We start from the raw sequence: 26,302 nt of genomic DNA, 5'->3' as shown, positions 1-26,302 counted from the left end.
CGTCCTGTCTCCTTCCGCCCGCCCCGGCCTGCCCGCCGCGGCGGACCGTGCTCTCCGGAAGGACCTCCCACCCGTACGGTCCGCAGCCGTGCGCGCGAAGGAGCCTGCCATGTCGATGCTGCCCTACCTCCGTGCCGCCGTCCGTCCGGCGCTGCGCAGGTCCACCCCCGTCCAGCCCGGCTACGACACCACCCGCGACCCGTCCGCCAACAGCGCGGTGGTCGACTGCGCGGTCTACCGCGACGGCCGGCGTGCCCTGGGCCGCACCTGCCTGACGCCCCGTGAGGCGATGCGCCAGGTCCGCGAGGACGGCGGTTTCGCGTGGATCGGCCTGCACGAGCCGACCGAGGGCGAGTTCGCGGGGATCGCCGCCGTGTTCGGCCTGCACCCGCTCGCCGTGGAGGACGCGGTGCACGCGCACCAGCGGCCGAAACTGGAGCGCTACGACGACACCCTCTTCACCGTCTTCAAGACGATCCACTACGTCGAGCACGCCGAACTCACCGCCACCAGCGAGGTGGTGGAGACCGGCGAGGTGATGTGCTTCACCGGCCCCGACTTCGTCATCACCGTCCGGCACGGCGGCCAGGGCTCCCTCAGGGGACTGCGCCACCGGCTCCAGGACGACCCGGCGCTCCTGGCCAAAGGCCCGTCCGCCGTTCTGCACTCCCTCGCCGACCACGTCGTCGACGGCTACATCGCCGTCGCCTCGGCCGTCCAGGACGACATCGACGAGGTCGAGAGCGACGTCTTCGCCGCCCCCGCCAAAGGCAGTGCGCGCGGCGGCGACGCGGGCCGCATCTACCAGCTCAAGCGCGAGGTCCTGGAGTTCAAGCGGGCCGTCTCCCCGCTGCTGCGGCCCATGGAGCTGCTCAGCGAGCGGCCGATGCGGCTGGTGGACCCGGACATCCAGAAGTACTTCCGCGACGTCGCCGACCACCTGGCGCGCGTCCACGAGCAGGTCGTCGGCTTCGACGAGCTGCTGAACTCCATCCTCCAGGCCAATCTGGCGCAGGCGACCGTCGCCCAGAACGAGGACATGCGCAAGATCACCTCCTGGGCGGCGATCATCGCCGTGCCGACGATGATCTGCGGCGTGTACGGGATGAACTTCGAGAACATGCCGGAACTGCACTGGCGCTACGGCTATCCGATGGTGATGGCCGCCATCGCCGGGAGCTGTTTCACCATCCACCGCGCACTGCGCCGCCACGGCTGGCTGTAGCGGCGCACGCGCCGCTGGCTACCCTGTGCGCATGACTCTCAGCGCGCTCGATCTGGCCCTCGTCGAGGAGGCCACCAAGAAGTCCGGTCTCATCTGGGTCCGCGGCACCGGGGCCGACCGGGGCCTGTGGCACGCCTGGGTGGACGGCGCGGCGCACGTGCTCGGCGACGGTCCCGGGGAACAGCCGTTCCCGGGGCTCGCGGACGGGGCGGCCGCCGAGGTGACCGTGCGCAGCAAGGACAAGGGCGGCCGGCTGGTCGCGTGGACGGCGACCGTACGCGAGCTCGTGCCCGAGAGCGAGCCGTGGCAGGCCGCCGTGGCCGAGCTCAAGGGCAAGCGGCTCAACGCGCCCGACTCGGAGCGGATGACCGAGCGGTGGGCGCGGGAGTGCCGGCTGCTGCGCCTGGAGCCGCTGTCCGTGCGGGACGGACTGCCCGAGGACTCGCTGGCCGCCGCTCCGCTGGGCTCTCCCGCGACGACCCGCCGGCCCATGCCGGCCGGGCTGCCGAAGCTGCTGTTCAAGCGGAAGAAGGCGGCCCGCTAGGCCCTGTCGACGACAGGGCCTAGGTCCTGCCGGCCGGGTCCGCCGGCCCCGCCGGGTTCGCCGCCCGGCCCGGGGTCAGCGCTTCGGGGCCGTGCCCTGGCCGGAGCCCTTGGGCGCGGGCTGGGTGGAATCGGCCCCCTGCTCCTTGGTCGTCGGCAGCTGGGACCCGTAGTCCACAGTCTGATCCTGCGTGGGCGCGGTGAGCTCGACCGGCTTGCCCCACTCGGCGAGGACGACCCGGCCGGCGCCGCCCGCGCGTTCCATGAGCAGCGGGTAGGGCGTGCCCTCCAGGGAGACCGAGAGCTTGCCGCCCTTGCCCTCGTCCGCGGTGACCTGGACGGCCCGGGTGTGCCCGACCTTGGTGTAGTCGCCCTTGGCGAGCGTCCCGTCGAGCCCGAGCAGCCCGTCCAGCAGGACCTGCATGTCAGTGAAGCCGCGGAACTGCTTGTACGAGGGGTCGCCCTCGGGCACCTTGACGAATTTGTCGCCGAGCTTGCCGGCCGCCTCGGACTGGCCCCAGAAGGCGGCGCCCGCCTTGAGGTAGAGCTGCTCGCCCACCCGCAGAAGCTGGAAGGTGGTGTCGTCCGGCGCCTTCACCTCGCCGGATCCGCCGTCGGCGCCGAGCCGCATGTCGAGGGTGAAGGACTTGCCGCCACTGACGAGGGTGCCGGACAGGTGGACCGACTTCGCCCCGGTGACGGCCGCCTGGGACTTGCCCTCGATCTGGTCGGCGGGCAGCTTGCCGACCCCGTTCGTGCCCTCGTCGGGGTCCGCCCCGCACCCCGTGGCGGCGACGGCCAGGCCCGCGCACAGGGCACCGACGAAGGCGGCCCGGCGCAGCCGTACGGCGGGGGAATAGGCGGTCACGGGCAGGTGCCTCTCGTCGGTCGTCTGCGAGCAGCTGGCAGCGTACCCGCCCGTTCGCGGGCCCCCGCGCGGCCCCCGCGCGGGGGCCGTGGGGACGCCCGTGCGGACGGCCCCACCAGGAGGTTGTGCGCGGCACGGGCTAACCTGAGGGACGGCAGTACCGGTGATCGACGGATGACGCACGCTCGTAGGAGGCGCTCGGATGGCGGCAGGCGCCCCACGGATCTTCGTCTCGCATCTGTCGGGTGTGCCCGTCTTCGATCCCAACGGCGACCAGGTGGGCCGCGTGCGCGACCTCGTCGCGATGCTCCGCGTGGGCGGCCGGCCGCCGCGGCTGCTCGGCCTGGTGGTCGAGGTCGTCAGCCGGCGCCGGATCTTCCTGCCCATGACCCGGGTGACGGGCGTCGAGTCCGGCCAGGTCATCACCACGGGCGTGGTCAACATGCGGCGCTTCGAACAGCGCCCCACCGAGCGGCTGATCCTCGGCGAACTGCTCGACCGGCGGGTGCGCCTGGTCGCCGACGACGAGGAGGTCACCGTCCTGGACGTGGCCATCCAGCAGCTGCCGGCCCGCCGGGACTGGGAGATCGACCGGATCTTCGTGCGCAAGGGCAAGGCGGGCGCGCTGCGCCGCCGCGGCGAGACCCTGACGGTGGAGTGGTCGGCGGTCACGGGCTTCTCGCTGGAGGAGCACGGGCAGGGCGCCGAGAACCTGGTCGCCACCTTCGAGCAGATGCGCCCGGCCGACGTCGCGAACGTGCTGCACCACCTGACGCCGAAGCGGCGCGCCGAGGTGGCCAGCGCCCTCGACGACGACCGGCTCGCGGACGTCATGGAGGAGCTGCCCGAGGACGAGCAGGTGGAGATCCTCGGGAAGCTGAAGGAGGAGCGTGCGGCCGACGTCCTGGAGGCGATGGACCCGGACGACGCGGCCGACCTGCTGTCCGAGCTGCCCGAGGTAGACAAGGAGCGGCTGCTGACGCTGATGCAGCCGAACGACGCGGCCGACGTGCGGCGCCTGATGTCGTACGAGGAGAACACCGCGGGCGGTCTGATGACGACGGAGCCGATCGTGCTGCGGCCCGACGCGACGGTCGCCGACGCGCTGGCCCGCGTACGGCAGGCGGACCTGTCGCCGGCGCTGGCGGCGCAGGTGTACGTGTGCCGGCCGCCGGACGAGACGCCCACGGGCAAGTACCTGGGCACGGTGCACTTCCAGCGGCTGCTGCGCGACCCGCCGTTCACACTGGTCAGCTCGATCGTGGACACCGGCCTGCCGCCGCTGCGCCCGGACGCCTCGCTGCCGGTGGTGACCAGCTACCTGGCCGCGTACAACATGGTCGCGGTGCCCGTCGTCGACGAGAGCGGCTCGCTGCTGGGTGCGGTGACCGTCGACGACGTACTGGACCACCTGCTGCCGGACGACTGGCGGGAGACGGACTTCCACTCCGAGGGCCCCGAGGGTTCCGAGGACTCCGAGCGCGCGGAAGGGGCCGTACGTGGCCACTGAACGGGGGCGCGGCGAGCAGGCACGCGAGCGGCGCCGGGCGCAGATCCGGGAGCGGCGCGAACAGGCGCGGACCCAGGCCCGCGAGTTCGGGCTGTCGGAGGCGGCCGCGGAGCGGGCGGAACGTTCCTCTTTCGAGCGCGGCGAGCGGGCGAAGGCCGGCCAGTCCACCGGGGCGAGCGCCCTGACGCGCTCGCGCGCGCGGCTGGACCTGCCGCGCGCGGCACGCCGGCGGCTGCTGCCCGAGTACGACCCGGAGGCCTTCGGGCGGCTGTCGGAGCGGGTGGCGCGGTTCCTCGGCACGGGCCGGTTCATCGTCTGGATGACCGTCGTCATCATCGTCTGGGTGCTGTGGAACATCTTCGCGCCGGAGCACCTGCGCTTCGACCAGTACCCCTTCATCTTCCTGACGCTGATGCTGTCGCTCCAGGCCTCCTACGCGGCTCCGCTGATCCTGCTCGCGCAGAACCGGCAGGACGACCGGGACCGGGTCAACCTGGAGCAGGACCGCAAGCAGAACGAGCGCTCCCTGGCCGACACCGAGTACCTGACGCGGGAGATCGCGGCCCTGAGGATGGGCCTGGGCGAGGTCGCCACGCGCGACTGGATCCGCTCCGAGTTCCAGGACCTGATCAAAGAGATGGACGAGCGGCGGCTATTCCCCGCAGAGAGTGACGAAGGCGACCGCTGACGGCCTTTCCCGAGGCCCGCTACCGCGCCGTACCATCGGGGCATGGCTACCGACACAAGCTCCGCCTCCGCCGCTGCCGTACCCGAGCAGGACGCGATCCTGGACGCGCTGGCGACGGTGAACGACCCCGAGATCCACCGGCCGATCACCGAGCTGGGCATGGTCAAATCGGTGGACATCGGCGATGACGGCGCGATCGCCGTCACCGTGTACCTGACCGTGTCGGGCTGTCCCATGCGCGAGACCATCACCAACCTCGTCACCGAGGCCGTGCAGCGCGTCCCCGGCGTCACCTCGGTCGCCGTCACGCTGGACGTGATGAGCGACGAGCAGCGCAAGGAGCTCGCGACGACCCTGCGCGGCGGCACCGCCGAGCGCGAGGTCCCCTTCGCCCAGCCCGGCTCGCTGACCCGCGTCTACGCGGTCGCCTCCGGCAAGGGAGGCGTCGGCAAGTCCTCGGTCACCGTCAACCTGGCCGCGGCGATGGCGGCCGACGGCCTCAAGGTCGGCGTCGTCGACGCCGACATCTACGGCCACAGCGTGCCGCGCATGCTCGGCGTGGAGGGCCGCCCCACCCAGGTCGAGAACATGATCATGCCGCCGTCGGCGCACGGCGTGAGGGTCATCTCCATCGGCATGTTCACCCCGGGCAACGCGCCGGTGGTGTGGCGCGGTCCGATGCTCCACCGAGCACTCCAGCAGTTCCTGGCCGACGTGTTCTGGGGCGACCTGGACGTGCTCCTGCTCGACCTGCCGCCGGGTACCGGCGACATCGCGATCTCCGTGGCCCAGCTGGTGCCCAACGCCGAGATCCTCATCGTGACCACCCCGCAGCAGGCGGCGGCCGAGGTCGCGGAGCGGGCCGGCTCGATCGCCGTGCAGACGCACCAGAAGATCGTCGGCGTCGTCGAGAACATGTCCGGGCTGCCGTGCCCGCACTGCGACGAGATGGTCGACGTGTTCGGCTCGGGCGGTGGCCAGAAGGTCGCCGACGGCCTGACCAAGACGGTCGGCGCGACGGTGCCGGTGCTCGGCTCGATCCCGATCGACGTCCGCCTGCGCGAGGGCGGCGACGAGGGCAAGCCGGTCGTCCTGTCCGACCCCGACTCCCCCGCGGGCGCGGCACTGCGCGCGATCGCCGGCAAGCTGGGCGGCCGCGCCCGCGGCCTGGCGGGCATGTCCCTGGGAATCACCCCGCGCAACAAGTTCTGACGCTCAGCGCAGCGCGAACGGCACCACGAAGGGCACCGCCGCCAGGCGGTGCCCTTTCCCTTACCGGGTCACTCGTACGCCGCCAGGTCCCCGATGACCGAGAACCCGAGCCCGTACGCGCTCATCCCCCGCCCGTACGCACCCAGGTGGACTCCGCTCCCGGTGGAACCCGCGAGCACCCACCCGAACTCCGACTCACGGTAGTGAAACGGCGTCGGCTCCCCATCCACCGGCAGGGACAGCGTCGACCAGTCCTCGCCGTCGAGCGCGTCCGCCAGTTCCCACGCCGCCTCGGTCTGCTGGTCGAGCCAGTCGTCGCGCAGGCTGTGGTCCATCTGCCCGGGCCAGCTGTAGGCCAGCAGTCCCGAGCCGGCCAGCCAGGCCGCCGAGGAGACCGAGGTGGCCTCCAGGACGCCGGTGCCGTCGCCGCTGCGGCGCAGGGGGTTGCTCGCGACGGTGACGACCACCGCGAAGCGCTCCTTCTCGCCGGTGGCGATCTCGCCCCGGGCGGAGGGTTCGTCTCCGTGGCCGGTGGAGCCGTGCTCCACGCTGCCGTCGGCGCCGGTGCCGACCTGCATGAGCCAGCGCGGGCCGGTGAAGGCGCCGTCCAGGCCGTACCAGGGGAAGTCGGCCCGCAGGTAGCCCTCCGCGGCCCGGCGGGCCGCCGGGACCGGCGCGGCGGCCGCGTCCTGGGGCTGTGGATGCTCCTGCGGGTCGGTCTGCGGGGGTGCGGATGCCTCGGCGGGCTGCGCGCCTACCCGGCTACTGCGCGTCGTCTCCATTTGAGCGGCCTCTCGTTCCGTGGGGTCCGGAACGGCCCTCCCCCTCGCGTCGCTGGGGGGGACCCCCTCGCTCGGGCGTCCTGGGTCCGGACTCATGGAGGATAGCCATCGGACCCCGGATCGCCGGGCAGGCAGGCGCGCGAGTGGTATCGGGTGGCGTCAGGTGGCGTCGGCGTCGAAGGGCGCGCGCTGGTCCTGCGCCGGGGTGGCGGACTTCTTCACCATGTCGGGTCCGGCGCCCGGCGCGGGCGCGGCGGAGCCGCCGGCGGCGGCCGGGGCCGGGTCGGCCTCCTTGCCGTTCACCGCGTCGGTGACGTCGTTGAGCTCCTTGCGGAGATCGAAGCTGCCCCGGATCTCCTTGAGGTCCTCGTTCTCCGTCAGCTGCTTGCGGATGAAGTTCTTCGGGTTCAGATCCTCGAACTCGAAGTCCTTGAACTCCGGGCCGAGTTCGGAGCGGATGTCCTGCTTCGCGCTGTCCGAGAACGCGCGGATCTTCCGGATGACGCCCGTGACGTCCTGGATGACCTTGGGCAGCTTGTCCGGGCCGAAGATGAGAATGGCGAGCACCACGATCGTGACCAGCTCGAGTGCGCCTATGTCGTTGAACACCTTGCCGCTCCTCGGCTCTCTTCACGTCCGGCCGGACCCACGGTACCCGGCCGGGTCCGCAGGCCAATACACCAGGACCGGCCGATTGCCGGACCGGCCCTGCTTTCACTCTCCCGTCACGATCCGTTCGCCGACCCGAGGACCACTTCCAGGGTGCGCTCCCGGCCCTCGCGCAGCACCGTGAGGGTGAGTGGATCACCCGGCCGGTGGGCCCGGATCTTGATGACGAGCTCGTCGCCGCCGTGTACGCGTACGCCGTCGACCTTGGTGATCACGTCGCCCGGCTTGATCCCCGCACGGGCACCCGGCCCGCCGGCGGTGACGGCCGGCTTCCCGCCCTCGCCCTTGTCCCCCACGCGGGCCCCGTCGCCGGAGTACTCCATGTCGAGGGTGACGCCGATGACGGGGTGGGTGGCGCGGCCGGTGCGGATGAGCTCTTCGGCGACGCGCTTGCCCTGGTTGACGGGGATGGCGAACCCGAGGCCGATGCTGCCGCGCTGCTGCCCCGAACCCTCGCCGCCGCCGTCACCGTCGTCCCCGCCGCCGCGGATGGCGCTGTTGATGCCGATGACCTGGGCCTTGGCGTCGAGGAGCGGGCCGCCCGAGTTGCCCGGGTTGATGGGGGCGTCGGTCTGGAGCGCGTCGACATAGCTGACGTCGCTGCCGTCGCCCTTGTCGCCGCCGGCCGTGATGGGGCGGCCGGTGGCGCTGATGATGCCGGCGGTGACGGTGTTGGAGAGGTCGAAGGGGGCGCCGATGGCCACGACCGGGTCGCCGACCTCGACGTTCTCGGAGTTGCCGAGCGCGAGGGGGCGCAGGCCCCGCACGCCGGTGACCTTGACGACGGCCAGATCGTAGCCGGTGTCGCCGCCGACCAGCTCGGCGGCGACGCTCTCGCCGGTGCTGAAGGTGACCGTTATGTTCTGGGCGCCGTTGACGACGTGGTTGTTGGTGAGGATGTGGCCCTGACCGTCGAGGACGAAGCCGGTGCCCGTCGAACTGCTCTGCGCGCCCTTGACGTGCAGGGTCACCACGCCGGGCAGCGCGGTGGCGGCGATTCCGGCGACGCTGTCGGGTGCCCGGCCCCTGTCGGCGGCGGAGGCCGCCTGCGGGAGCTCCAGGCGCGTGTTGGCCTGCCGTTCGGCGAGGACGCCGAGGTAGCCGCCGACGCCGCCGGCGAGGAGGGCGGCCCCGATGCCGAGGGCGAGGCTCCGGCGCAGCCGGATCCGGCGGGGCCCCGCCTTGCCCCGGTCGACCGTCTGCAGCGGCCCGGCGGTCCAGGGGTCGTACTTCGGCCCTGTCTCGGGATCCGCGTCGCCCGACGCCGCCCGCGGGGGCGGTACGGGTGCCTCGCGCAGCTCGACCGGCCCGTCGGGCCGGCTCCACCACCGGGGCACGGGAGCCGGGGCGGGTGCCGCGTCTTGGTCGGTGTCCTGGGCGGCTTCCCGGCCGGTGTCCTGGTCGGCGTCCGATCCGGCCCGCGGGGACGGTACGGGTGCCTCGCGCGCCTCGGCGGGCTCCCCGGGACGGCTCCACCAGCGGGGCACCGGGACCGGAGCCGGGGCCGGATCGGTCTGCTGACTGTCGGACATGGGCGCTCCCCGCGTACCTGGCTCCGCCGGCCACCGGGGCGGCATGTGCCGCCGATTCAACCAGGTCCCGCCCCCACCCCACCGGCGGGGCGCACACAACGGCTTCCCGCCTTCCCGGCGCACGCCGCGGCCCCGGCATCCTCGCGGGTGGCCCCCGAGGGGCGGCCCGGTCGGCGGGACGTCAGCGGGACGCCACAGGCCGTCAGCGGGACAGGGACACCGGCCGGGCCGAGGGCGACGGGGAGACCGGGGCGGAGGCCACGGGCAGGGTCGAGCGCAGCGTCGGGACGGCGCCCGGGTTCGGCAGCCGGTTCTCCCGGACCACCGTGTCGAACACCGGCACCACCGGGCCCGGACGCGCGGCGGGGGCCTCGCCCCGGGCGTTGGGCTCGATCGCGTCCATCGGCAGCGAGCCGCCCAGCGCGATCGCGGCGAGCGACACCGCTCCGGCGGCCACGAACGCGAAGCGGCGCCTGGGCCGGCCCACCTCGTGTATCCGGAAGCCGGGCTGGGGCGCCGGGGCCGCCGCGGGGGGCGCGTAGGCGAAGGAGGAGAAGGGATCGGAGCCCGGCGGCGGGCCGAAGGGACCCGACGGACCTTCGGGGCTGCCTCCCGGCAGTCCCTGCAACCGCGCCAGCAGCCCGGCGGACAGCGGCGGCGGCGCGCTCTCGACGAACATGGCCTTCAGGCGCCGCTGCGCGTCGGCCTCGGCCTTGCACTTGGGACACGTCGCCAGGTGCGCCAGCACCCGCTCGCGCACGTCGTGGCTCAACTCCCCGTCCACGAGGGCGGCGAGCCGGTCGCCCAGGTGTTGTTCGGCAGGCGACGGGGACGGACTGATCCCGCTCACTCGGCTCCGCCCTCTCCCCCTGCGCCGGGCGCGCCCACAGCCACTCCCGCCAGCGCGCGCTGCTCCGCACGGGCCTCGGGAGACCGGTGCTTGAGCGCCTTGCGCAGGTGCGAACGGCCTCGGTGGATACGGCTGCGCACGGTGCCGAGCTTCACGCCCAGCGTGGCGGCGATCTCCTCGTAGGACAGGCCCTCGATGTCGCACAGCACCACGGCCGCGCGGAACTCGGGCGCGAGGGTGTCCAGCGCCTGCTGCACGTCCGCGTCGAAGTGGGTGTCGTGCAGCGCCTGCTGCGGGGACGGCTCACGGCTCGGCAGCCGCTCGGCGGCGTCGTCGGCGAGCGCGTCGAAGCGGATGCGCTGCTTGCGGCGGACCATGTCCAGGAACAGGTTCGTGGTGATCCGGTGCAGCCAGCCCTCGAAGGTGCCGGGCGTGTACGTGGACAGCGAGCGGAAGACGCGGACGAAGACTTCCTGCGTCAGGTCCTCGGCGTCGTGCTGGTTGCCCGTCAGGCGGTAGGCCAGGCGGTAGACCCGCGCACTGTGCGTGCTGACGATCTCCTCCCACGAGGGAGGTGTCCACGCCTGGGAGCCCGCATCGGCGGCAAAGCTCGCGGTGGTTGCGGTGTCTGCGGTGCGGAAGCGGTCAGCAATGTAGGTCACGGATTTCGGCTCACCGGCCGACCAGAAGAGGCGTCTGAGAACACCCCCACGATCCACAGGCGCAGCCGCACCTCCCCTGTCGGCTCTGGTGGTGTCCAGCGGATTCCCTACCATAGCCACCCCTCCCGTCAGCTCCGGATAAGCATTTTTGCAGTAACTTTGCACGGGTCTCGGGTCCCGGACCGCCTTTGTGCCTCCAGTGCTCTCAACGCCCGGTCCCATCTGCGGGTTCCCGACTCCAGCGGATACAGTCACCGTTGCGCCAACTATGGGGACAGGAGAGGGTCATTACCGGCAACCGGCAGACGAGCTGGGCGTTCGCCGACGCGTTTGTCGCCGAAGACGACGCTCTGCGATGGGCCCGCGACCGGTCCAGGGATGCGGGACTGCGCTCTGTCTCCCCCGGCACCGGGGCCGCGCTGCGCCTGCTCGCCGCCACCGCGGACGCCAAGGCCGTCGCCGAGATCGGCACCGGAACCGGCGTGTCCGGCATCCACCTCCTGCACGGAATGCGCCCGGACGGGGTGCTGACCACGGTGGATCCCGAAGCCGACCGGCAGGCCTTCGCCCGCCAGGCCTTCCGCGCCGCGGGCTTCGCCGGCAACCGCGCCCGCTTCATCCCGGGCCGCGCCCTCGACGTGCTGCCCCGGCTGGCGGACGGCGGATACGACCTCGTCTTCTGCGACGGAGACCCCTCCGAGTCCCTCGACTACCTCGCCGAATCGTTGCGCCTGCTGCGCCCCGGCGGACTTGTCTGCTTCGAGGGGGTCTTCTCCGACGGCCGTACGGTCGACTCCGCGGCCCAGCCGCTGGAGGTGCTCCGCGTCCGCGAGCTGCTGCGCAGCGTCCGCGAGAGCCCGGCCCTGGAGGCCGCCCTGCTGCCGGTGGGCGACGGCCTGCTGTGCGCGGTCCGGCGCTGAGCGCTGAGCGCGGACCCCACCGCTCCGCCCCGCCGCGACACGCGGCCCCGTAAGGCACGCGACCTCGTGGACGCCCGCAACCCCCGGGCACCCGGCCCCTGATCCGGGGCCCGTATACAACACTGCCCCGGGCGCGGTGTGCGACCGGGGCAGTGCAGAGATTTCAGTCGGTGCGTCAGTACCCTCGCGAGGGCTAGCCGACGACCTTCTTCAGGGCGTCACCCAGGGCGTCCGCCTCGTCCGGAGTCAGCTCGACGACGAGCCGACCGCCGCCCTCGAGCGGTACGCGCATGACGATGCCCCGCCCCTCCTTGGTGACCTCGAGCGGGCCGTCGCCCGTCCGCGGCTTCATGGCCGCCATGCTCGTTCCCCTTCCTGAAACCAGCTCATCGTCAGCCGACGGCCCCGTTCAGGCGCCTAATACCCGGCATCGAACACATTGCTTCCAGGCCATTATCCCGCATGTCAGGACCCGATGACCAACATCGGCCGGGAACGCTTGTGCAACGCGCTCGACCAAAACCACTCATTTCGGGGACCCGCCTGCGATACTTCGCCGCCGCACACCACGCCAGCCGTCCGCTTTGTTTGACGCACATCACATGTGCGACCGCGTTCCGGTCCGCCATGCTGACCCTTGCACCGGCCGGTACCGGCCGGTAGCCAGCCCGCGACGAAGGGGGACCCCCGCCATGGCCGACAGCGTGCTCTACGAAGTGACCGACGGACTCGCGACCATCACGATCAACCGTCCGGAAGCCATGAACGCCATGAACACCGAGACCAAGGTCGCGCTGCGCGACGCGGTCCGGGCGGCGGCCTCGGACACGGCGGTACGGGCGGTCCTGCTCACCGCCGCCGGCAACCGGGCGTTCTGCGTCGGCCAGGACCTCAAGGAGCACATCGGCTCCCTGGCGGCCGACCGCGAGAACGGCTCCTCGGTCACCATGAGCACGGTCTCGGAACACTACAACCCGATCGTCCGCGCGCTGACGGAGATGCCGAAGCCGGTCGTGGCGGGCGTGAACGGCGTCGCGGCGGGCGCGGGCTTCGGCTTCGCGCTGGCGGCGGACTTCCGCGTGGTCGCGGACACCGCGTCCTTCAACACCTCGTTCGCGGGGGTCGCCCTCACCGCGGACTCCGGCGTCTCGTGGACGCTGCCTCGTCTGATCGGGGGGTCCCGCGCCACCGATCTGCTGTTCTTCCCCCGCTCGGTGAAGGCCCAGGAAGCGCTGGACCTCGGCATCGCGAACCGCGTCGTCCCCTCGGAGCAGCTCGCCGAGGAGGCCGCGGCCGTGGCCCGGCGCCTGGCACAGGGCCCGACGGTCGCGTACGCGGCCCTGAAGGAGTCCCTGGCGTACGGGGCCTCGCGGTCACTCGAAGAGGCGCTGGAGCACGAGGACACCCTCCAGGCCCGCGCGGGAGCCTCCGAGGACCACGGCATCGCGGTCGCGGCCTTCCTCGCGAAGCAGGCTCCGGAGTACCTGGGCCGCTAGGTCGTCCCTTTCCTACCCCTGCCTGCCGCTGCCGCTGCCCCCGGCCCTGTCCGGGCCGTGGGGCCCGGCCGTGGTTCCCGCCGTGCGGGGTCCGGCCCGGCGCCCTGGTCCCCGGCCCCGCGGGGCCCGGGCGCCGTCAGGACGGGCCGCGCGCCACGCAGCGGACCAGGTGGTCGTCGACCAGCCCGCAGGCCTGCATCAGCGCGTACGCAGTCGTCGGGCCGACGAAGCGGATGCCCGCCTTCTTCAGCGTCTTCGCCAGCGCCGTCGACTCCGGAGTCACCGCCGGTATCTCCGCGGTGTCCTTGGGAGCGGCGCGCCCCGGCGCCGGCGCGTGGGACCAGATCAGGGCGTCCAGTTCCCCCGCCCCCCACCCGGCCAGGGTCTTCGCGTTGGCGAGGGTCGCCTCGATCTTCGCCCGGTTGCGGATGATCCCCTCGTCGCCGAGGAGCCGTTCCACGTCCGCCGCGCCGAACTCCGCGACCTTGCCGATCTCGAAGCCCGCGAACGCCGCCCGGAACCCCTCGCGCCTGCGCAGGATCGTCAGCCACGACAGCCCCGACTGGAAGGCCTCCAGGCACAGGCGCTCATACAGGGCGTCGTCCCCGTGGACCGGCCGGCCCCACTCGGTGTCGTGGTAGGCGATGTAGTCCTCGGTGGCCAGCCCCCAGGGGCACCGCAGCCCGCCGTCGGGACCGGCGAGGACCCCGGTCACTGCTCGGCGGCCTTGGTCAGACCCACGGAGCCGGCCCCGGCCGCCACGGCGGCGCTGAGCTCCGCGATCCGCGCGTCCCGCTCCGCCAGCTCCGCCGCCAGCCGCTCCAGTACGTCGTCCACCTCGGCCATCCGGTACCCGCGCGGAGCGACGGGCAGCCGCAGATCGTCGATGTCCGCCCGGACGACGGGACGGTTCTCCGGCAGGGCGTCGGACACGCGGTCCGGCTCGGCCTCCGGCAGGACGGCCTCGGATCCCCCGCCGGCCACTGCCAGGGTGACCGCAGCGACGACCACGACCAGCGCGATGAGCAAGAACGCGAACACGATCAACTCCCCTGAGAGATTCCGGCCACCAGGTTAAGGTCGCAGGCGAGGCGCAAAGGCCGCCGAAGGAGGAAAGAGCAGGATGCTGCGACTGGGCAGGCGCGAGTTCGACACCCACGAGCCGGTGATCATGGCCATCGTGAACCGGACCCCTGACTCCTTCTACGACCAGGGCGCGACCTTCCGCGACGAGCCGGCCCTGGACCGGGTCGAGCAGGCGGTGGCCGAGGGCGCGGCGATCATCGACATCGGCGGGGTCAAGGCGGGGCCCGGCGAGCACGTGGACGCGGCCGAGGAGGCCCGGCGCACGGTCGGCTTCGTCGCCGACGTGCGGCGCCGCCACCCGGACGTGGTGATCAGCGTCGACACCTGGCGGCACGAGGTCGGCGAGGCCGTCTGCGAGGCCGGCGCGGACGTGCTGAACGACGCGTGGGGTGGTGTCGACCCGAAGCTCGCGGAGGTCGCCGCGCGCTACGGCGCCGGCATCGTCTGCACCCACGCGGGCGGGGTCGAGCCGCGGACCCGGCCGCACCGGACCTCGTACGAGGACGTGATGGAGGACATCCTGCGCGTCACGGTCGGCCTCGCCGAACGCGCGGCGGCACTCGGCGTGCGCCGCGACGCGATCATGATCGACCCGGGCCACGACTTCGGGAAGAACACCCGCCACTCCCTGGAGGCGACCCGCCGCCTCGCGGAGATGACCGAGACGGGCTGGCCGGTTCTGGTCTCCCTGTCGAACAAGGACTTCGTCGGCGAGACCCTCGACAAGCCCGTCAAGGAACGCCTCCTGGGCACCCTGGCCACCACGGCCGTCTCGGCCTGGCTCGGCGCCCAGGTCTACCGCGTCCACGAAGTCGCGGAAACGAAGCAGATCCTGGACATGGTCCGCTCGATCCAGGGCCACCGCCCCCCGGCAGTGGCCCGCCGCGGCCTGGCCTGAGCCCCCGGCCCGACCGGCCGTCGGGCGACCCCCGGCGGTCGCCCGCCGGGGGGGTGCGCCTACGGGTGGCGCCCGTACCGGCCGGCTACTTGCCGACTTCCTTCGTCACCAGCGCGATCGCCTCGTCCACGTCGTCCGTGACGTGGAAGAGGTAGAGGTCGCGCTCGGAGGCCTTGCCCTGGGCGATGACCGTGTTCCGCAGCCAGTCGATGAGCCCGCTCCAGTACTCCGTGCCGAACAGCACGATCGGGAAGCGGGTGATCTTCTGCGTCTGAACCAGGGTCAGGGCCTCGAAGAGCTCGTCGAGCGTGCCGAGGCCGCCCGGCAGGACGACGAAGCCCTGCGAGTACTTCACGAACATCGTCTTGCGGACGAAGAAGTACCGGAAGTTCAGGCCCAGGTCCACGTGCTCGTTGAGCCCCTGCTCGAAGGGGAGCTCGATGCCCAGCCCCACCGAGATGCCGTTGGCTTCCCGCGCGCCCTTGTTGGCCGCCTCCATCGCACCCGGGCCGCCGCCCGTGATCACCGCGAAGCCCGCCTCGACGAGCGCTCCGCCGATCCGTACGCCCGCGTCGTACTCCGGCGATCCCGCCGGCGTACGCGCCGAGCCGAACACGCTGATCGCCGGCGGCAGCTCCGCCAGCGTGCCGAATCCCTCGATGAACTCGGACTGGATGCGCAGGACCCGCCAGGGATCGGTGTGCACCCACTCGGAGGGCCCGGCCGAATCCAGCAGCCGCTGGTCCGTGGTACTGCCCGCCTGCACCTGGCCCCGCCTCCTCAGCACCGGCCCGAGCTGCTGCTCCTCGGGCCGACGACGAGCGTCCCCGTCGGAGTTACGGTGGTTGCCCATGATGTGCTCCCTCCTGCTGATCGTTGGATCAGGGTAGGCGCACAAAGGTGACGAGAAGCGGAATTCAGGAGGTCAGCCAGGCGCGGAGTCGTTCCTCGCAGTGGAGGATCGCCTTCGTCTCCACGCGCTCGTCGACCTTGTGGGCCAGCAGGGCGTCGCCCGGGCCGTAGTTGACGGCCGGGACGCCCAGTGCGCTGAAGCGGGAGACGTCCGTCCAGCCGAACTTCGGCATGGCGCGGCCGCCGACCGCCTCCATGAAGGCCGCCGCCGCCGGGTGGCCGAGGCCGGGGAGGGCGCCGCCCGAGGAGTCGTCGATCACGAACTCGGCGATGTCGCAGTCGGCGAACACCTCCCGTACGTGGGCGAGCGCCTCGGCCTCGCTGCGGTCCGGGGCGTAGCGGAAGTTGACCGTCACCGTGCACGCGTCGGGGATGACGTTGTTGGCGACGCCGCCCTCGATGCGGACCGCGTTGAGGCCCTCGTGGTACTCGAGGCCGTCGATCACGGGCTTGCGGGGTTCGTACGCCGCCAGCTTGGCCAGGATCGGGCTCACCGAGTGGATGGCGTTGGAGCCCATCCAGCTGCGCGCGGAGTGGGCGCGCTCGCCGGCCGTGCGGAGCAGGACGCGCAGGGTGCCCTGGCAGCCGCCCTCGACCTCGGCGTTCGACGGTTCCAGCAGGACGGCGAAGTCGCCGGTCAGCCAGTCGGGGTGGGCTGCGGCGACCTTGCCGAGGCCGTTGAGGTCGGCGGCGACCTCTTCCTGGTCGTAGAAGACGAAGGTGAGGTCGCGGTTGGGCTCCGGCACGGTCGCGGCGATGCGCAGCTGCACGGCGACGCCCGACTTCATGTCGGTGGTGCCGCAGCCCCACAGGATGTCGTTCTCGTCGAGGCGGGAGGGCACGTTGCCGGCGATCGGCACGGTGTCGAGGTGCCCGGCCAGTACGACGCGTTCGGCGCGGCCCAGGTGGGTGCGGGCGACGACGTTGTTGCCGAAGCGGTCCACGGCCAGATGCGGGAGGCCGCGCAGCGCGTGTTCCACGAGGTCGGCGAGTACCTTCTCGTCGCCGCTCACGGAGGGGATGTCGACGAGCCGGGCGGTCAGCTCGGCGGCGTCCTGGGTGAGGTCCAGCTCGGATGGGGACATGGAGCTGACCCTAACCCCACGGGCTGCGGCGAAGCCGTGTCCGTCCGGCCGATGGACCCGCGGGGCGGCTCCAGTACGGTGGGCGGCGTGTCGCAGACCGATCAGCCCCGCCCCCGCCGCCGTCGGCGCCCGCTCCGCTGGGCTGCCGGTTTCCTCGTGCTGGTGGCGGTCGCCGGCTACTTCGTCGTGCAGCGCGCTTCGAACGGCGGCGGCGGTGCGCCGTACTGCACGGCCTCGGTCAACGCCATGGGCGGCGGCAAGGGCGGCAAGGGCCGGCACTACGAGATGACCCCGGAACAGGCGGCGAACGCGGCGACGATAGCCGCCGTCGGCGTCTCCAAGGGGATGCCGGACCGGGCGGTGACGATCGCGCTGGCGACGGCCATGCAGGAGTCGGCGCTGCGCAACCTCGACCACGGCGACCGGGACTCGCTCGGCCTGTTCCAGCAGCGGCCCTCGCAGGGCTGGGGCACGCCGGCGCAGATCATGGACCCGGTGTACTCGGCCGGGATCTTCTACGAGCGGCTGGCCGAGGTCAAGGGGTACTCGCGGCTTCCGCTGACGGTGGCGGCGCAGAAGGTGCAGCTGAGCGCCTTCCCGCAGGCGTACGCGAAGCACGAGCCGGACGCGACCGTCCTGACGACGGCCTTCACCGGCGGCGGGCACCTGGAGTGCGCCGGGCCCGCGCCCGCCCAGGCCGGCGATCCGGCCGAGGTCCGGGCGGAGTTGTCCCGGCTGATCGGCAAGAGCGGGCCGCACACGATGCCGGCGGAGCCGGCCGGGACCGCGGGTGCGGCCGAGGTGACCCTGGTCGCGAAGGGCGACGGCGGCGAGGCGGCGGTGCGCTCCGGGCAGGTGCTCTCGCAGTGGGCGGTGGCCAACTCCCGTGAGCTGGGGATCACGCGGGTCTCGTACGTCTCCGGTGCCTGGATCGCGGGCGAGGACGGCGGCGACTGGCAGCGCACGGGCGGTACGGGGGCCAAGGCGGGCGCCGGGGATCCCCTCGACGCGGGTCCGGGCCGGATCCGGATCTTCCTGCGCGCCTGAGCCGCCCGCTCGGGCGTGCGAAGCGTCCCCCGTGCGGGGGTGACTCGTACATCGGACCGGAGGGCCCTGGCGGACGCACAAGCGCAGGTCGGCGCGCATCCAATGCGGTTGTCCCGGAAGCCGATTAAACGATGCGTTACTGATCCTTTACCTACCTGCTCCGCAACTCACCGCCCCCCGAGAGCGGTTGTACCGGCGTACTCAGCCGCTACCGCTTAGGAGCAACATGTCCCTCCCCCTGACCCGCCGGATCGCCCGTACCGCGCTGCTCCTCGCAGCCGGGGCAGCTCCCGTGGTCGGTGCGGCCGGCGCGGCCAGCGCCGCGGGCCTGGAGTCCGTGCCGCAGCTGGGCGCGCTCACCGCACAGGACGCGCCGGCCGCCGCGAGTGACACCGCCGGTGACGCCGCGGGTGACGCCGCCACGACCGCCACGGAGACCGCGGGCACCGCCACCAAGGCCCTCCCGGCCGCCCCCGGCGACCTGACCGGCACGGCGGGCGCCCTCCTCGGCGGGCTCCCCGCGGGCCTGCCGGGCGGACTGCCGGGCGGACTGCCCGGCGGTGTGCCGCTCGGCTAGCAGCCGTCCGCACGAACACCGAGGGGGCCGGGAGCACGAACTCCCGGCCCCCTCGGGCCGTGCACAGCCGACTCGCGGCCGGGAAAGAGACGATCTAGAGCGCCAGCCGCTTGACCGCCGCCTCGACGCGCTCGTCCGTGGCCGTGAAGGCCACGCGGACGAAGCGCGCGCCCGCCTCGCCGTAGAAGTCGCCCGGCGCGACCAGGATTCCCAGCGCCGCGAGGTGGGCGACCGTGTCCCAGCAGGGCTCGTCCCTGGTCACCCACAGGTACAGGCTGGCCTCGCTGTGCTCGATGCGGAAGCCGTGCGCTTGAAGGGCCCTGCGCAGCGCCTCGCGGCGGGCCGCGTAGCGCGCCCGCTGCTCCTCGACGTGCGCGTCGTCGCCCAGCGCCGCCACCGTGGCCGCCTGCACCGGGGCCGGGGTCATCATGCCGCCGTGCTTGCGGATCTGCAGGAGCTCGCCGAGGACCTCGGCGTCACCGGCGATGAAGGCCGCCCGGTAGCCCGCCAGGTTGGACCGCTTGGAGAGCGAGTGCACGCTGACGATGCCCTCGTACGAGCCCGCGCAGACATCGTCGTGCAGGACGGAGACGGGCTCGGCCTCCCAGCCCAGCTCCAGGTAGCACTCGTCGCTGAAGATCAGGATCCCGTGTTCGCGCGCCCAGGCCACGATCCGTACGAGCTCCTCCTTGGGGAGGACCGCACCGGTGGGGTTGGACGGGGAGTTGAGCCACAGCAGCTTCACGCGGGCCGGGTCGAGATCGGTGGTGGGATCGTCGTAGACCACGGGCTCGGCGCCGCACAGCCGCGCGCCGACCTCGTACGTCGGGTAGGCGAGGCGGGGGTACGCCACCTGGTCGCCGGCGCCGAGGCCCAGCTGGGTCGGCAGCCAGGCCACCAGCTCCTTGGAGCCGACGACCGGCAGGACGTTGCGGTGCCCGGCGGCGCTCGCGCCCAGGCGGCCGCGCACCCAGCCGGTGATCGCGTCGCGCAGGGCGGCCGTGCCCCACACCGTGGGGTAGCCCGGGGAGTCCGCGGCCTCGACCAGGGCGCGCTGGATCAGCTGCGGCACCGGGTCGACGGGTGTGCCGACGGACAGGTCGACGATGCCGTCCGGGTGGGCCGCCGCCGTCGCCTTGTACGGCTCCAGCTTGTCCCAGGGGAAGACGGGAAGACGGGCTGAGACTGCGGCCACGATGCGCTCTTTTCGCTTTCCAGGTGTTCCGTGCGTGTGTTCGTTGCGTGGGTGAAACACCTCGGTCCCGTCCGGCTGTGAGCCGGACGGGACCGAGGTGGCGGTTCAGGCGGTACCGACCGTCAGTGGCTCGGGTTGATGTCCGCCGGAAGCGCTGCGATGAAGGGGTGGTCACGCTCGATCAGGCCGAGCTTGGAAGCACCACCGGGCGAACCGAGCTCGTCGAAGAACTCGACGTTCGCCTTGTAGTAGTCCTTCCACTCCTCCGGAGTGTCGTCCTCGTAGAAGATGGCCTCGACCGGGCAGACCGGCTCACACGCACCACAGTCGACGCACTCGTCCGGGTGGATGTACAAGGACCGCTGGCCCTCGTAGATGCAGTCGACGGGGCACTCTTCGATGCATGCCTTGTCCTTGACGTCGACACAAGGCTCCGCGATGACGTAGGTCACGCTCTCGTTCCTCCTCGGTAGGGCTTTCCATATCGCGCGGGAGCGCGGCGTCGTCGATGCCCGCCTCTAGTATCTCCGTTCCCGGGCACGATCCGAACAGGAGGGGCGGACAGAGCTGTGGAAATCACTGCCGGTGGACGGCTGGAGATCCGGATTACACCCGCTGACGTGGGCAAACGAGTCTCTGTACGACGGGTGGAGGGCGAGTCCGGCGGGGCCTTCGCTTTCACGGACACGGTAGGGGTTCTCACATCCTGGAACAGGGGTGTGCTGACGATCACACGAAAGACCGGCGAGTCCGTCCGCATCGCGGAATCCGCGCTGGTCGCGGGCAAGGTCGTACCGGCCGCGCCGGCCCGTCGCAGGGGTCCGGCGGCCTCCTTCGAGGAGCTCGCGAGGGCAGCCGCGCGGGCCTGGGTGCCGCTGGAGAGCGAGCCGCTGGGCGAGTGGACGCTGCGCGCGGCCGAGGGCTTCACCCGCCGGGCCAACTCCGTGCTGCCGCTCGGCGACCCGGGGATGCCGCTGGACGATGCACTCGCGCGAGTGACCTCCTGGTACGCGGAAAGAGGACTTCCGGCCTATGTCCAGGCCGCGACGGGGGCCGCGGGCACGCAGGAGGTGCTGTGCGCGGCGCTGGAGGACCGGGGTTGGGTCCGCGAGGTCTCGGCTCAGGTGTCGACCGGCGGGCTGGCGGCGCTGGCCGACGTGGACGACGCGGCTCTTCCCGCCGTCGGGGACGTGACTCTGACCCGGGCCCCGGACGAGGAGTGGCTCGGCCGTTACGGGCGGGTGCGCGACCCGCAGACGGCCCGCCGGGTGCTGACGGCAGGGCCCTCGGTGTGGTTCGCGGTGCTGCCCGGGCAGGCGATCGGGCGGGTCGTGGTGGACGGCCGGTGGGCCGGCTTCGCGGCGGTCGAGGTCGATCCGGAGCACCGGCGGCGCGGCCTGGCGACGGCCGTGATGGCTGCGCTGGCGCGGCGCGCGCTGGAGGAGGGCGCGTCGGCGGCGTGGCTCCAGGTGGAGACCGACAACGCGGGGGCGCGGGCGCTGTACGACGGGATGGGCTTCTCGGCGCACCACAGCTACCACCACTACCGCGGGGCGGCGGTGTGACCTCGTCGTGGCGCGAGCAGTTCGCCGCGGAGGCGCGGGCGGAGCGGCCGGACCTGGCCGTGCTGTGCCTGCTGCTCGCCGCGGAGGGGGACCCCGAGCTCGACGAACGGGTCATGGACTGGGCGCAGATCGAGCTGGACCGGCTGGCGGGGATGCTGCCGTACGGGCTGCGGGGCGCTCGCGCGTGGGCCTCGGCGGTGACCGGACTGCTGGGCGGTCAGCTGGCGTTCCACGGGACCCCGGCCGACTACGACCGGCTCTCGTCCTCGTTCCTGCACGAGGTGCTGCGGCGGCGCCGGGGGCTGCCGATCCTGCTGTCCGTGGTCTGGCTGGAGGTGGCCCGGCGGGCCGGGGCGCCGGTGTACGGGCTGGCTCTGCCGGGGCACTTCGTGGTGGGCTTCGGGGATCCGGAGGAGGGCGTGGTCGTCGACCCCTTCGCGGGGGGCGCGTCGCTGGGCGCGGGTCCGGCGGAGCTGGCGGCCGGGCCGCGGACCGCCGCGCGGACGCTGGACATCGTCCGGCGGATCCTGAACAACATCCGGGCGTGGGCCTCGGCGCGGCCCGAGCACTCGGGGGTGGCGCTGTGGGCGCTGGACCTGGCGCTGCTCCTGCCGTCGCATCCGGCGGCGCTGCGGTACGAGCGGGCGAAGCTGCTCGTGGAGCGGGGGGAGTTCGCGTCGGGCGCGGCGGAGATGGAGGCGTACGCGCTGGTCGTCGACGTGATCGACCCGCCGTCGGCGGCCCGTATCCGCGCGGAGGCGATGTCGGCCAGGGCCCTGCTCAACTAAGGGCTGTCCTGTAGTCCCCGGTGGATCAGCGCGCGGCGTCGGATGCGGTGCCTCGCACCACGGGGGCTCCGGCGCGGTTGCCGGCGGCGGGCTGCGTGGCGGCGCTGGACCGCGTCGCCGTGGTCTTCGTCTTCATGGATCGAGATTCCCCCGTACGGGGGTCCGCGCGGCAGTGTCCCGCATCGTGGGAGGTGCATGACGGTTGTCATGCGGCGGGGGTGACGGGGATGCGCCGGAGCCCCTCCCCGGCTTCCGGGAAGGGGCTCTGGTCAGCGGTTTGTCGATGCGGTTCGGATCCGGATCAGCTCGCGTTGGTGTCGACGACCACGGTCCGCTCCGCGGGCGTCTTGCCGCGCAGCGCCTTGCCGAGGGCTCCGGCGACGTCCTGCGGGGTGACGGCGGTCTTCTCGCCGGTGCCGCGCGTGATCAGGATGCCGTCGAAGGTGTTCCCGTAGGTCGACTTGAGCGCTTCCAGGTCGTACTTCTCGACGAGGTGGCCGTCCACGACCTGCATGCTGAGGATCTTGGGCAGGGACTTGGCGCCGAAGGCGATGGGCTTGGTGCCGATCTTGACGGTGGCGTTGGCGGACATCGCGGGCTCGGCGAACTCCTTCATCGCCCGCTCCAGTTCGGCCTGGTCCACGACCGGGTCCTTGGTGGTGACCGGGAGTTCGACCGGGTCGGACTTGCCGGTGGCGATCATGGCGCGGAAGGCCTTGACGACCAGGTCGGTGGAGCCGTCCACGTCGAGCGTGGAACCGGGCTTGCCGGGGACGGCGACGGCCTTGCCGGTATCGAAGGTGATGGTGCCCTCGACGGCGGAACCGGCGGCGCCGGCCAGCTCCTGGAGGGCGACCTGCAGCTTCTCGTCGTCGGTCGGCACGACGGGTTCGGCGGCGCGCTCGCTGCCGAAGAGGGAGCCGATGACCGTGACGGGGTTGTAGTCGCTCCCCGCCGCGTTGCGGACGGTGGTCTGGCTGTCCAGGCTCAGGCCGGCCTTCTCGGGCTTCAGCTCGACCGTCTTGCCGCCCACCATGAGCTGGAGCGGGGCGGCGGCACGGTTGCCGAAGGCCGTCTGGATCTTGGCGACGGCCTCGTCGCGGGTGCCGCTGATGTCGACGCCGAGGACGGTGGTGCCCTTGGGGACGTCGGAGTGGTTGAGGAGCAGGCCCGCGCCGTAGGCCACGCCGAACAGCGCGAAGAGGCCGCCGGCGGCGAGGACCAGCTTGTTGCGGCCCTTCTTCTTGGCGGGCTTGGCGGGGACCTTGCGCTTCGCGGTCGGGAGGGGCGCGCCCGCTCCCATGGCGGGGCGCGGGGCGGGAGCGGGCACCGCCGCCGGGTGCCCGGTGGCGTCCAGCTCGGGGCCGGGCCAGCCGGCCTCCCGCGACTCGCCGACGGGTACGGTCCCCAGCACGGGCCCGCCGGTCGGCCCGGCGGGGCCGGAGCCGTAGCCGGGCATCCCCGGGCCGGTGGCAATGCCGCCGGGCGGGGTGGCCGGGCCGGCCTCGCCGGGCCAGGCGGGGGCTCCCAGGGCCGGGGAGACGGGTCCGGAGCCGTACGAGGCGCCCCCACCGGGCTGCTGCGGCCCGCCGGGGCGGGGACCCTGACCGGGGCCGGGGCCCTGACCGGGGCCCTGACCGGGGCCCTGACCGAAGCCGGGGCCGCCGGGGGCACCCGGACGGGGACCGCCGGAGCCGGCCGGCAGCGCGGCGAAGCCGGAGCCGCCGCCGGGGGCGGAGCCCACGCCGGGGCCGCGGGCACCGCCGGGGCCCACGGGCACCGGCGGGCGCGGCCCGGCCGGGGGCTGGGCGAAGCCCTGCACGGGCGTGTCGTAGCGCGGCGCGCCGGGCGCCGCCGGAGCCTGGCCGGACATCCGGCCGGGGCCGACGGCGAGGCCGGTGCCGGGGCCCGCGGGCGCCGGCGGGCGCGGCCCGGCCGGGGGCTGGGCGAAGCCCTGCGCGGGCGTGTCGTGGCGCGGCGCGAACCAGTTGCTGGCCGAATCCTCGGGGCCGGGCGCGGCCGGCTCGGGCGCGGGCGCCGGTGCGGCGGCCGGTGCGGGCTTCGGCTCGGCCTCGGTTTCGGGCATGGGCGTGCGGACGACCACGGGCGGAATCGGCCGCGAACCCGGGATGTTGATCCGGATCCGGGTCGTCAGGGTGGTCTCCGTCTTCGGCCCGTCGGAATCGGCCGCGGACGGCTTGGCAGGCGGTACGGTCACAGAACTCTCCTCCGGGGTGGTCGCCGCAGCGTCCGTGGACGGGTACTGGCCGGTTCCATACGGCGGTGTTCCCGAGGGGTAGGCGGCTCCACCGCGCCCGTTGGGCCCGGAGGACGAACTCGCGGTTTCACGACTCAAGGCAGGCTCTCCCGATTGGCTCCGCCGCCCGTCATACCGTGCGCGGGCAGCTCGGCGGCCCGTCCACCATACTGGCCGCCGCCCGCACGCACTCAGCCGCGGGGAGCGAAGGGTTCCTCTTGACCCCCTTTGCGCCCCCCGCGAGCGCCCCGGAGCACCCGCCACAAGTCCGCGGAGCGGCTCGTCAGCCCGCCGAAATCGTCCGACGGCACGTCACTTGGCGGGCCGGGCGGCCGAAATCGGCCGCTCTCCCGGTCCGCTGATCGTGGCGCACATCACAGCGAGCACCACTCCGCCCAAAAGGTAGGCGTACATACCGATTCCGGACGAACTGAACAGGAAGTCCCCTTCCGCACGGGGGACGCTGAGGATGACGTAGGCGAGGAACCAGCCGACGGCGCCCGCTCCCACGCCGATCCCGGTTCCCAGGGCGAGGCGGCCGCCGAGGAACAGCCCGAAGAGGGCGAGGAGGGCCAGCACCAGCCCGCCCGGGAACCACAGGTCCACCACGAGCCAGCCGGCCGCTCCGGTCAGCACGCCCGCCGCCAACAGCACGAGCAGAGCGGCGATCCGCCCCGGTGTCCACGTACCGCTCACACCCGCACCCCCGCGAAGAGGTCGCGCTCGCGCTCGCCCGCCGGGGCGCCCGGCGAGCCGGCCGCCAACTCGTAGTACTCGCGGGCGAACAGCGGCTGCGCCAGGTCGTTGGAGAGCGCGAAGAAGGGCCCGTCCACGGCGATCTGCGTGGCGTGCGCCCGCATCGCGGCGGACTTGGCGGCCACGAACGCCTCGCCGGCGGTCCCGTCCCCGCCGATCTCGGCGGTGATCCGCTCGTCGGCCACCACCCCCGGTACGTCGTCCGGTTGGGCCAGCCCCGGGAAGGGCGCCTCGCCCCCGGCCGCGCGCAGCCGGGCGAAGCCCTCCTCGACGACCGAGCGCGGGACGCGGTTCCAGTAGAGCTTCTCGATCGCGTGCGGCCCTTCGAGGTCGCGGCGGTACGTGGACTCGGCGGCCAGTTCGGCTGCGCGCGTGGCGACCCGGTGGGCCTGGACGTGATCGGGGTGGCCGTAGCCGCCCTGCGGGTCGTAGGTGACGAGGACCTGGGGGCGCAGCTCGCGGATCACCTCCACGAGGTACGCGGCGGCCTCGTCCACGTCGGCGGACCAGAAGGCGCCGGGCCGGTGGTTCTGCTCGGCGCCCATCATCCCGGAGTCCCGGAAGCGGCCGGGGCCGCCGAGGAAGCGGTGGTCGGTGACGCCCAGTTCCCGCATGGCGTCGGCGAGCTCGCCGACGCGGTGGGTGCCGAGGGTGTCCTCGCGGTCGGCCGCCAGGTGGGCGAGGCCGGGCGGGATGACCTCACCCTCCTCGCCGAGCGTGCAGGTCACCAACGCGACGTGGGCGCCCTCGGCCGCGTACTTGGCCATGGTGACGCCGTTGTTGATCGACTCGTCGTCCGGGTGCGCGTGCACGAGCAGGAGCCGACGGGCGGGAAGACCGTTCATGGGGGCAAGACTACGAGGACCTCGCGCCCGGAACCCCACAAGGCGCCGCCCGGACGCCCGCGGGCCCCGCGAGATCCGTGGAGGCGGGCTCTAGAGCTTGAGCCCGCTGATCATGCTCGCCACGTTCGAGGTGAGCTGGGAGAGCGTCGGGGCCATGGTCGAACTCGCCAGGTAGAACCCCAGCAGCACACAGACCACCGCGTGACCCGTCTTCAGGCCCGACCGCCGGACCAGCAGGAAGACGACGATCGCCAGTAGCACCACGGCCGAGATCGATAGTGCCACGGCGTTTCACCTCCACGTCGAGCGGACATCGGTACGCGTACTCGCGACT

The 26,302-nt window shown here is 72.9% G+C and carries 29 protein-coding genes; 12 read left to right on the top strand and 17 right to left on the bottom strand.

The genetic code is table 11. The features are described from left to right. Nucleotides 1-109 precede the first annotated feature (109 nt). Both J7F03_RS13510 and J7F03_RS13505 read left to right on the top strand, forming a co-directional pair. Entirely contained in the window at nt 110-1,225 is a 1,116-nt protein-coding gene (locus J7F03_RS13510) for a magnesium and cobalt transport protein CorA (RefSeq protein WP_214949199.1), read from the top strand. Between the two features lie 31 nt (nt 1,226-1,256). Beyond that, on the top strand, nt 1,257-1,769 hold the full coding sequence (locus J7F03_RS13505) for a hypothetical protein (RefSeq protein WP_214949197.1): 513 nt from the start codon (nt 1,257-1,259) through the stop codon (nt 1,767-1,769). A gap of 75 nt (nt 1,770-1,844) precedes the next feature. On the opposite strand, the gene J7F03_RS13500 is transcribed toward J7F03_RS13505, so the two are convergent. Then, on the bottom strand, nt 1,845-2,636 hold the full coding sequence (locus J7F03_RS13500; protein WP_214949195.1) for a hypothetical protein: 792 nt from the start codon (nt 2,634-2,636) through the stop codon (nt 1,845-1,847). A gap of 202 nt (nt 2,637-2,838) precedes the next feature. Between J7F03_RS13500 and J7F03_RS13495 the strand changes: the two genes are divergently transcribed. From J7F03_RS13495 to J7F03_RS13485, 3 genes are all read left to right on the top strand, one after another. Next, complete coding sequence (locus J7F03_RS13495) at nt 2,839-4,146, top strand: magnesium transporter MgtE N-terminal domain-containing protein (protein WP_214949193.1); 1,308 nt, start codon at nt 2,839-2,841, stop codon at nt 4,144-4,146. Nucleotides 4,147-4,237: 91 nt separating this feature from the next. Next, complete coding sequence (locus tag J7F03_RS13490; protein ID WP_374104329.1) at nt 4,238-4,834, top strand: DUF1003 domain-containing protein; 597 nt, start codon at nt 4,238-4,240, stop codon at nt 4,832-4,834. A 42-nt stretch (nt 4,835-4,876) separates the two neighbouring features. Beyond that, entirely contained in the window at nt 4,877-6,046 is a 1,170-nt protein-coding gene (locus J7F03_RS13485) for an Mrp/NBP35 family ATP-binding protein (RefSeq protein WP_214949187.1), read from the top strand. Nucleotides 6,047-6,114: 68 nt separating this feature from the next. Here the strand turns inward: J7F03_RS13485 and J7F03_RS13480 are convergent, their stop codons facing one another. The 5 genes from J7F03_RS13480 to sigE all read right to left on the bottom strand — a co-directional run bounded on the left by J7F03_RS13480 (nt 6,115) and on the right by sigE (nt 10,655). Then, nucleotides 6,115-6,828, bottom strand: a complete 714-nt coding sequence (locus tag J7F03_RS13480) for a hypothetical protein (RefSeq protein WP_214949186.1) — start codon at nt 6,826-6,828, stop codon at nt 6,115-6,117. 159 nt (nt 6,829-6,987) lie between these two features. Beyond that, the gene (locus tag J7F03_RS13475) at nt 6,988-7,437 is read right to left on the bottom strand and encodes a sec-independent translocase (RefSeq protein WP_214949185.1); all 450 of its coding nucleotides are present in this window, start codon (nt 7,435-7,437) and stop codon (nt 6,988-6,990) included. Nucleotides 7,438-7,553: 116 nt separating this feature from the next. Next, the gene (locus tag J7F03_RS13470; protein WP_251071854.1) at nt 7,554-9,029 is read right to left on the bottom strand and encodes a S1C family serine protease; all 1,476 of its coding nucleotides are present in this window, start codon (nt 9,027-9,029) and stop codon (nt 7,554-7,556) included. A gap of 202 nt (nt 9,030-9,231) precedes the next feature. Then, nucleotides 9,232-9,879 carry an anti-sigma factor gene (locus J7F03_RS13465; RefSeq protein WP_214949184.1) on the bottom strand — a complete coding sequence of 216 codons (648 nt, stop codon included), beginning with the start codon at nt 9,877-9,879 and terminating at the stop codon, nt 9,232-9,234. Then, on the bottom strand, nt 9,876-10,655 hold the full coding sequence (sigE, locus tag J7F03_RS13460; protein ID WP_214949183.1) for an RNA polymerase sigma factor SigE: 780 nt from the start codon (nt 10,653-10,655) through the stop codon (nt 9,876-9,878). The genes J7F03_RS13465 and sigE overlap by 4 nt, the downstream gene beginning before the upstream one ends. A 143-nt stretch (nt 10,656-10,798) precedes the next feature. Here sigE and J7F03_RS13455 point away from each other — a divergent pair, with 143 nt between their 5' ends. Continuing rightward, nucleotides 10,799-11,461, top strand: coding sequence for an O-methyltransferase (locus J7F03_RS13455; protein ID WP_214949175.1), 663 nt, complete (start codon nt 10,799-10,801; stop codon nt 11,459-11,461). A gap of 193 nt (nt 11,462-11,654) precedes the next feature. Here the strand turns inward: J7F03_RS13455 and J7F03_RS13450 are convergent, their stop codons facing one another. After that, on the bottom strand, nt 11,655-11,822 hold the full coding sequence (locus J7F03_RS13450) for a DUF3117 domain-containing protein (RefSeq protein ID WP_003966491.1): 168 nt from the start codon (nt 11,820-11,822) through the stop codon (nt 11,655-11,657). Nucleotides 11,823-12,153: 331 nt separating this feature from the next. On the opposite strand from J7F03_RS13450, the gene J7F03_RS13445 reads away from it, so the two are divergent. Then, entirely contained in the window at nt 12,154-12,957 is an 804-nt protein-coding gene (locus J7F03_RS13445) for an enoyl-CoA hydratase/isomerase family protein (protein WP_214949173.1), read from the top strand. Nucleotides 12,958-13,093: 136 nt separating this feature from the next. On the opposite strand, the gene J7F03_RS13440 is transcribed toward J7F03_RS13445, so the two are convergent. Both J7F03_RS13440 and J7F03_RS13435 read right to left on the bottom strand, forming a co-directional pair. After that, nucleotides 13,094-13,672 carry a DNA-3-methyladenine glycosylase I gene (locus tag J7F03_RS13440; RefSeq protein WP_214949171.1) on the bottom strand — a complete coding sequence of 193 codons (579 nt, stop codon included), beginning with the start codon at nt 13,670-13,672 and terminating at the stop codon, nt 13,094-13,096. After that, on the bottom strand, nt 13,669-14,004 hold the full coding sequence (locus J7F03_RS13435) for a DivIVA domain-containing protein (protein WP_214949169.1): 336 nt from the start codon (nt 14,002-14,004) through the stop codon (nt 13,669-13,671). Before J7F03_RS13435 ends, J7F03_RS13440 begins: the two co-directional genes overlap by 4 nt. Before the next feature lie 76 nt (nt 14,005-14,080). Here J7F03_RS13435 and folP point away from each other — a divergent pair, with 76 nt between their 5' ends. Beyond that, nucleotides 14,081-14,941, top strand: a complete 861-nt coding sequence (gene folP / locus J7F03_RS13430; RefSeq protein WP_214949168.1) for a dihydropteroate synthase — start codon at nt 14,081-14,083, stop codon at nt 14,939-14,941. A gap of 85 nt (nt 14,942-15,026) precedes the next feature. Here folP and J7F03_RS13425 read toward each other — a convergent pair whose 3' ends face one another. Both J7F03_RS13425 and dapE read right to left on the bottom strand, forming a co-directional pair. Beyond that, the gene (locus tag J7F03_RS13425; protein WP_214949167.1) at nt 15,027-15,794 is read right to left on the bottom strand and encodes a TIGR00730 family Rossman fold protein; all 768 of its coding nucleotides are present in this window, start codon (nt 15,792-15,794) and stop codon (nt 15,027-15,029) included. A gap of 64 nt (nt 15,795-15,858) precedes the next feature. Beyond that, complete coding sequence (gene dapE, locus J7F03_RS13420; protein ID WP_214949166.1) at nt 15,859-16,938, bottom strand: succinyl-diaminopimelate desuccinylase; 1,080 nt, start codon at nt 16,936-16,938, stop codon at nt 15,859-15,861. A gap of 87 nt (nt 16,939-17,025) precedes the next feature. Here dapE and J7F03_RS13415 point away from each other — a divergent pair, with 87 nt between their 5' ends. After that, nucleotides 17,026-17,985 carry a hypothetical protein gene (locus tag J7F03_RS13415; RefSeq protein WP_214949165.1) on the top strand — a complete coding sequence of 320 codons (960 nt, stop codon included), beginning with the start codon at nt 17,026-17,028 and terminating at the stop codon, nt 17,983-17,985. A gap of 226 nt (nt 17,986-18,211) precedes the next feature. Further along, nucleotides 18,212-18,562 (top strand): ATP-binding protein, encoded by a 351-nt coding sequence (locus J7F03_RS13410; RefSeq protein ID WP_214949164.1) that lies wholly within the window; start codon nt 18,212-18,214, stop codon nt 18,560-18,562. 94 nt (nt 18,563-18,656) lie between these two features. Here J7F03_RS13410 and dapC read toward each other — a convergent pair whose 3' ends face one another. Together dapC and fdxA are read right to left on the bottom strand one after the other, a co-directional pair. Next, on the bottom strand, nt 18,657-19,757 hold the full coding sequence (dapC, locus tag J7F03_RS13405) for a succinyldiaminopimelate transaminase (protein ID WP_214949163.1): 1,101 nt from the start codon (nt 19,755-19,757) through the stop codon (nt 18,657-18,659). Nucleotides 19,758-19,879: 122 nt separating this feature from the next. Next, nucleotides 19,880-20,209: a ferredoxin gene (gene fdxA / locus J7F03_RS13400; protein ID WP_030868357.1), complete on the bottom strand. Its 330-nt coding sequence runs from the start codon at nt 20,207-20,209 to the stop codon at nt 19,880-19,882. A gap of 117 nt (nt 20,210-20,326) precedes the next feature. Here fdxA and J7F03_RS13395 point away from each other — a divergent pair, with 117 nt between their 5' ends. Then, nucleotides 20,327-21,322 carry a GNAT family N-acetyltransferase gene (locus J7F03_RS13395; protein WP_214949156.1) on the top strand — a complete coding sequence of 332 codons (996 nt, stop codon included), beginning with the start codon at nt 20,327-20,329 and terminating at the stop codon, nt 21,320-21,322. Continuing rightward, on the top strand, nt 21,319-22,110 hold the full coding sequence (locus J7F03_RS13390) for a transglutaminase-like domain-containing protein (protein WP_308379456.1): 792 nt from the start codon (nt 21,319-21,321) through the stop codon (nt 22,108-22,110). The genes J7F03_RS13395 and J7F03_RS13390 overlap by 4 nt, the downstream gene beginning before the upstream one ends. A gap of 301 nt (nt 22,111-22,411) precedes the next feature. Here J7F03_RS13390 and J7F03_RS13385 read toward each other — a convergent pair whose 3' ends face one another. From J7F03_RS13385 to J7F03_RS13370, 4 genes are all read right to left on the bottom strand, one after another. Further along, a complete protein-coding gene (locus J7F03_RS13385) occupies nt 22,412-24,328 on the bottom strand; it encodes a hypothetical protein (RefSeq protein WP_308379454.1) in 1,917 nt (638 codons plus the stop codon). A gap of 351 nt (nt 24,329-24,679) precedes the next feature. Then, nucleotides 24,680-25,063 carry a DUF6113 family protein gene (locus tag J7F03_RS13380; RefSeq protein WP_214949151.1) on the bottom strand — a complete coding sequence of 128 codons (384 nt, stop codon included), beginning with the start codon at nt 25,061-25,063 and terminating at the stop codon, nt 24,680-24,682. Next, nucleotides 25,060-25,968 (bottom strand): N-acetyl-1-D-myo-inositol-2-amino-2-deoxy-alpha-D-glucopyranoside deacetylase, encoded by a 909-nt coding sequence (gene mshB / locus J7F03_RS13375; protein WP_214949150.1) that lies wholly within the window; start codon nt 25,966-25,968, stop codon nt 25,060-25,062. The genes J7F03_RS13380 and mshB overlap by 4 nt, the downstream gene beginning before the upstream one ends. Before the next feature lie 90 nt (nt 25,969-26,058). Next, nucleotides 26,059-26,253: a hypothetical protein gene (locus J7F03_RS13370; RefSeq protein WP_214949145.1), complete on the bottom strand. Its 195-nt coding sequence runs from the start codon at nt 26,251-26,253 to the stop codon at nt 26,059-26,061. Nucleotides 26,254-26,302 lie beyond the last annotated feature (49 nt).

Origin of the sequence: Streptomyces sp. ISL-43, from assembly GCF_018614195.1 — a bacterium.
In the GTDB taxonomy this organism is placed as follows: domain Bacteria; phylum Actinomycetota; class Actinomycetes; order Streptomycetales; family Streptomycetaceae; genus Streptomyces.
This window is presented reverse-complemented; position numbering and strand designations above follow the sequence as displayed.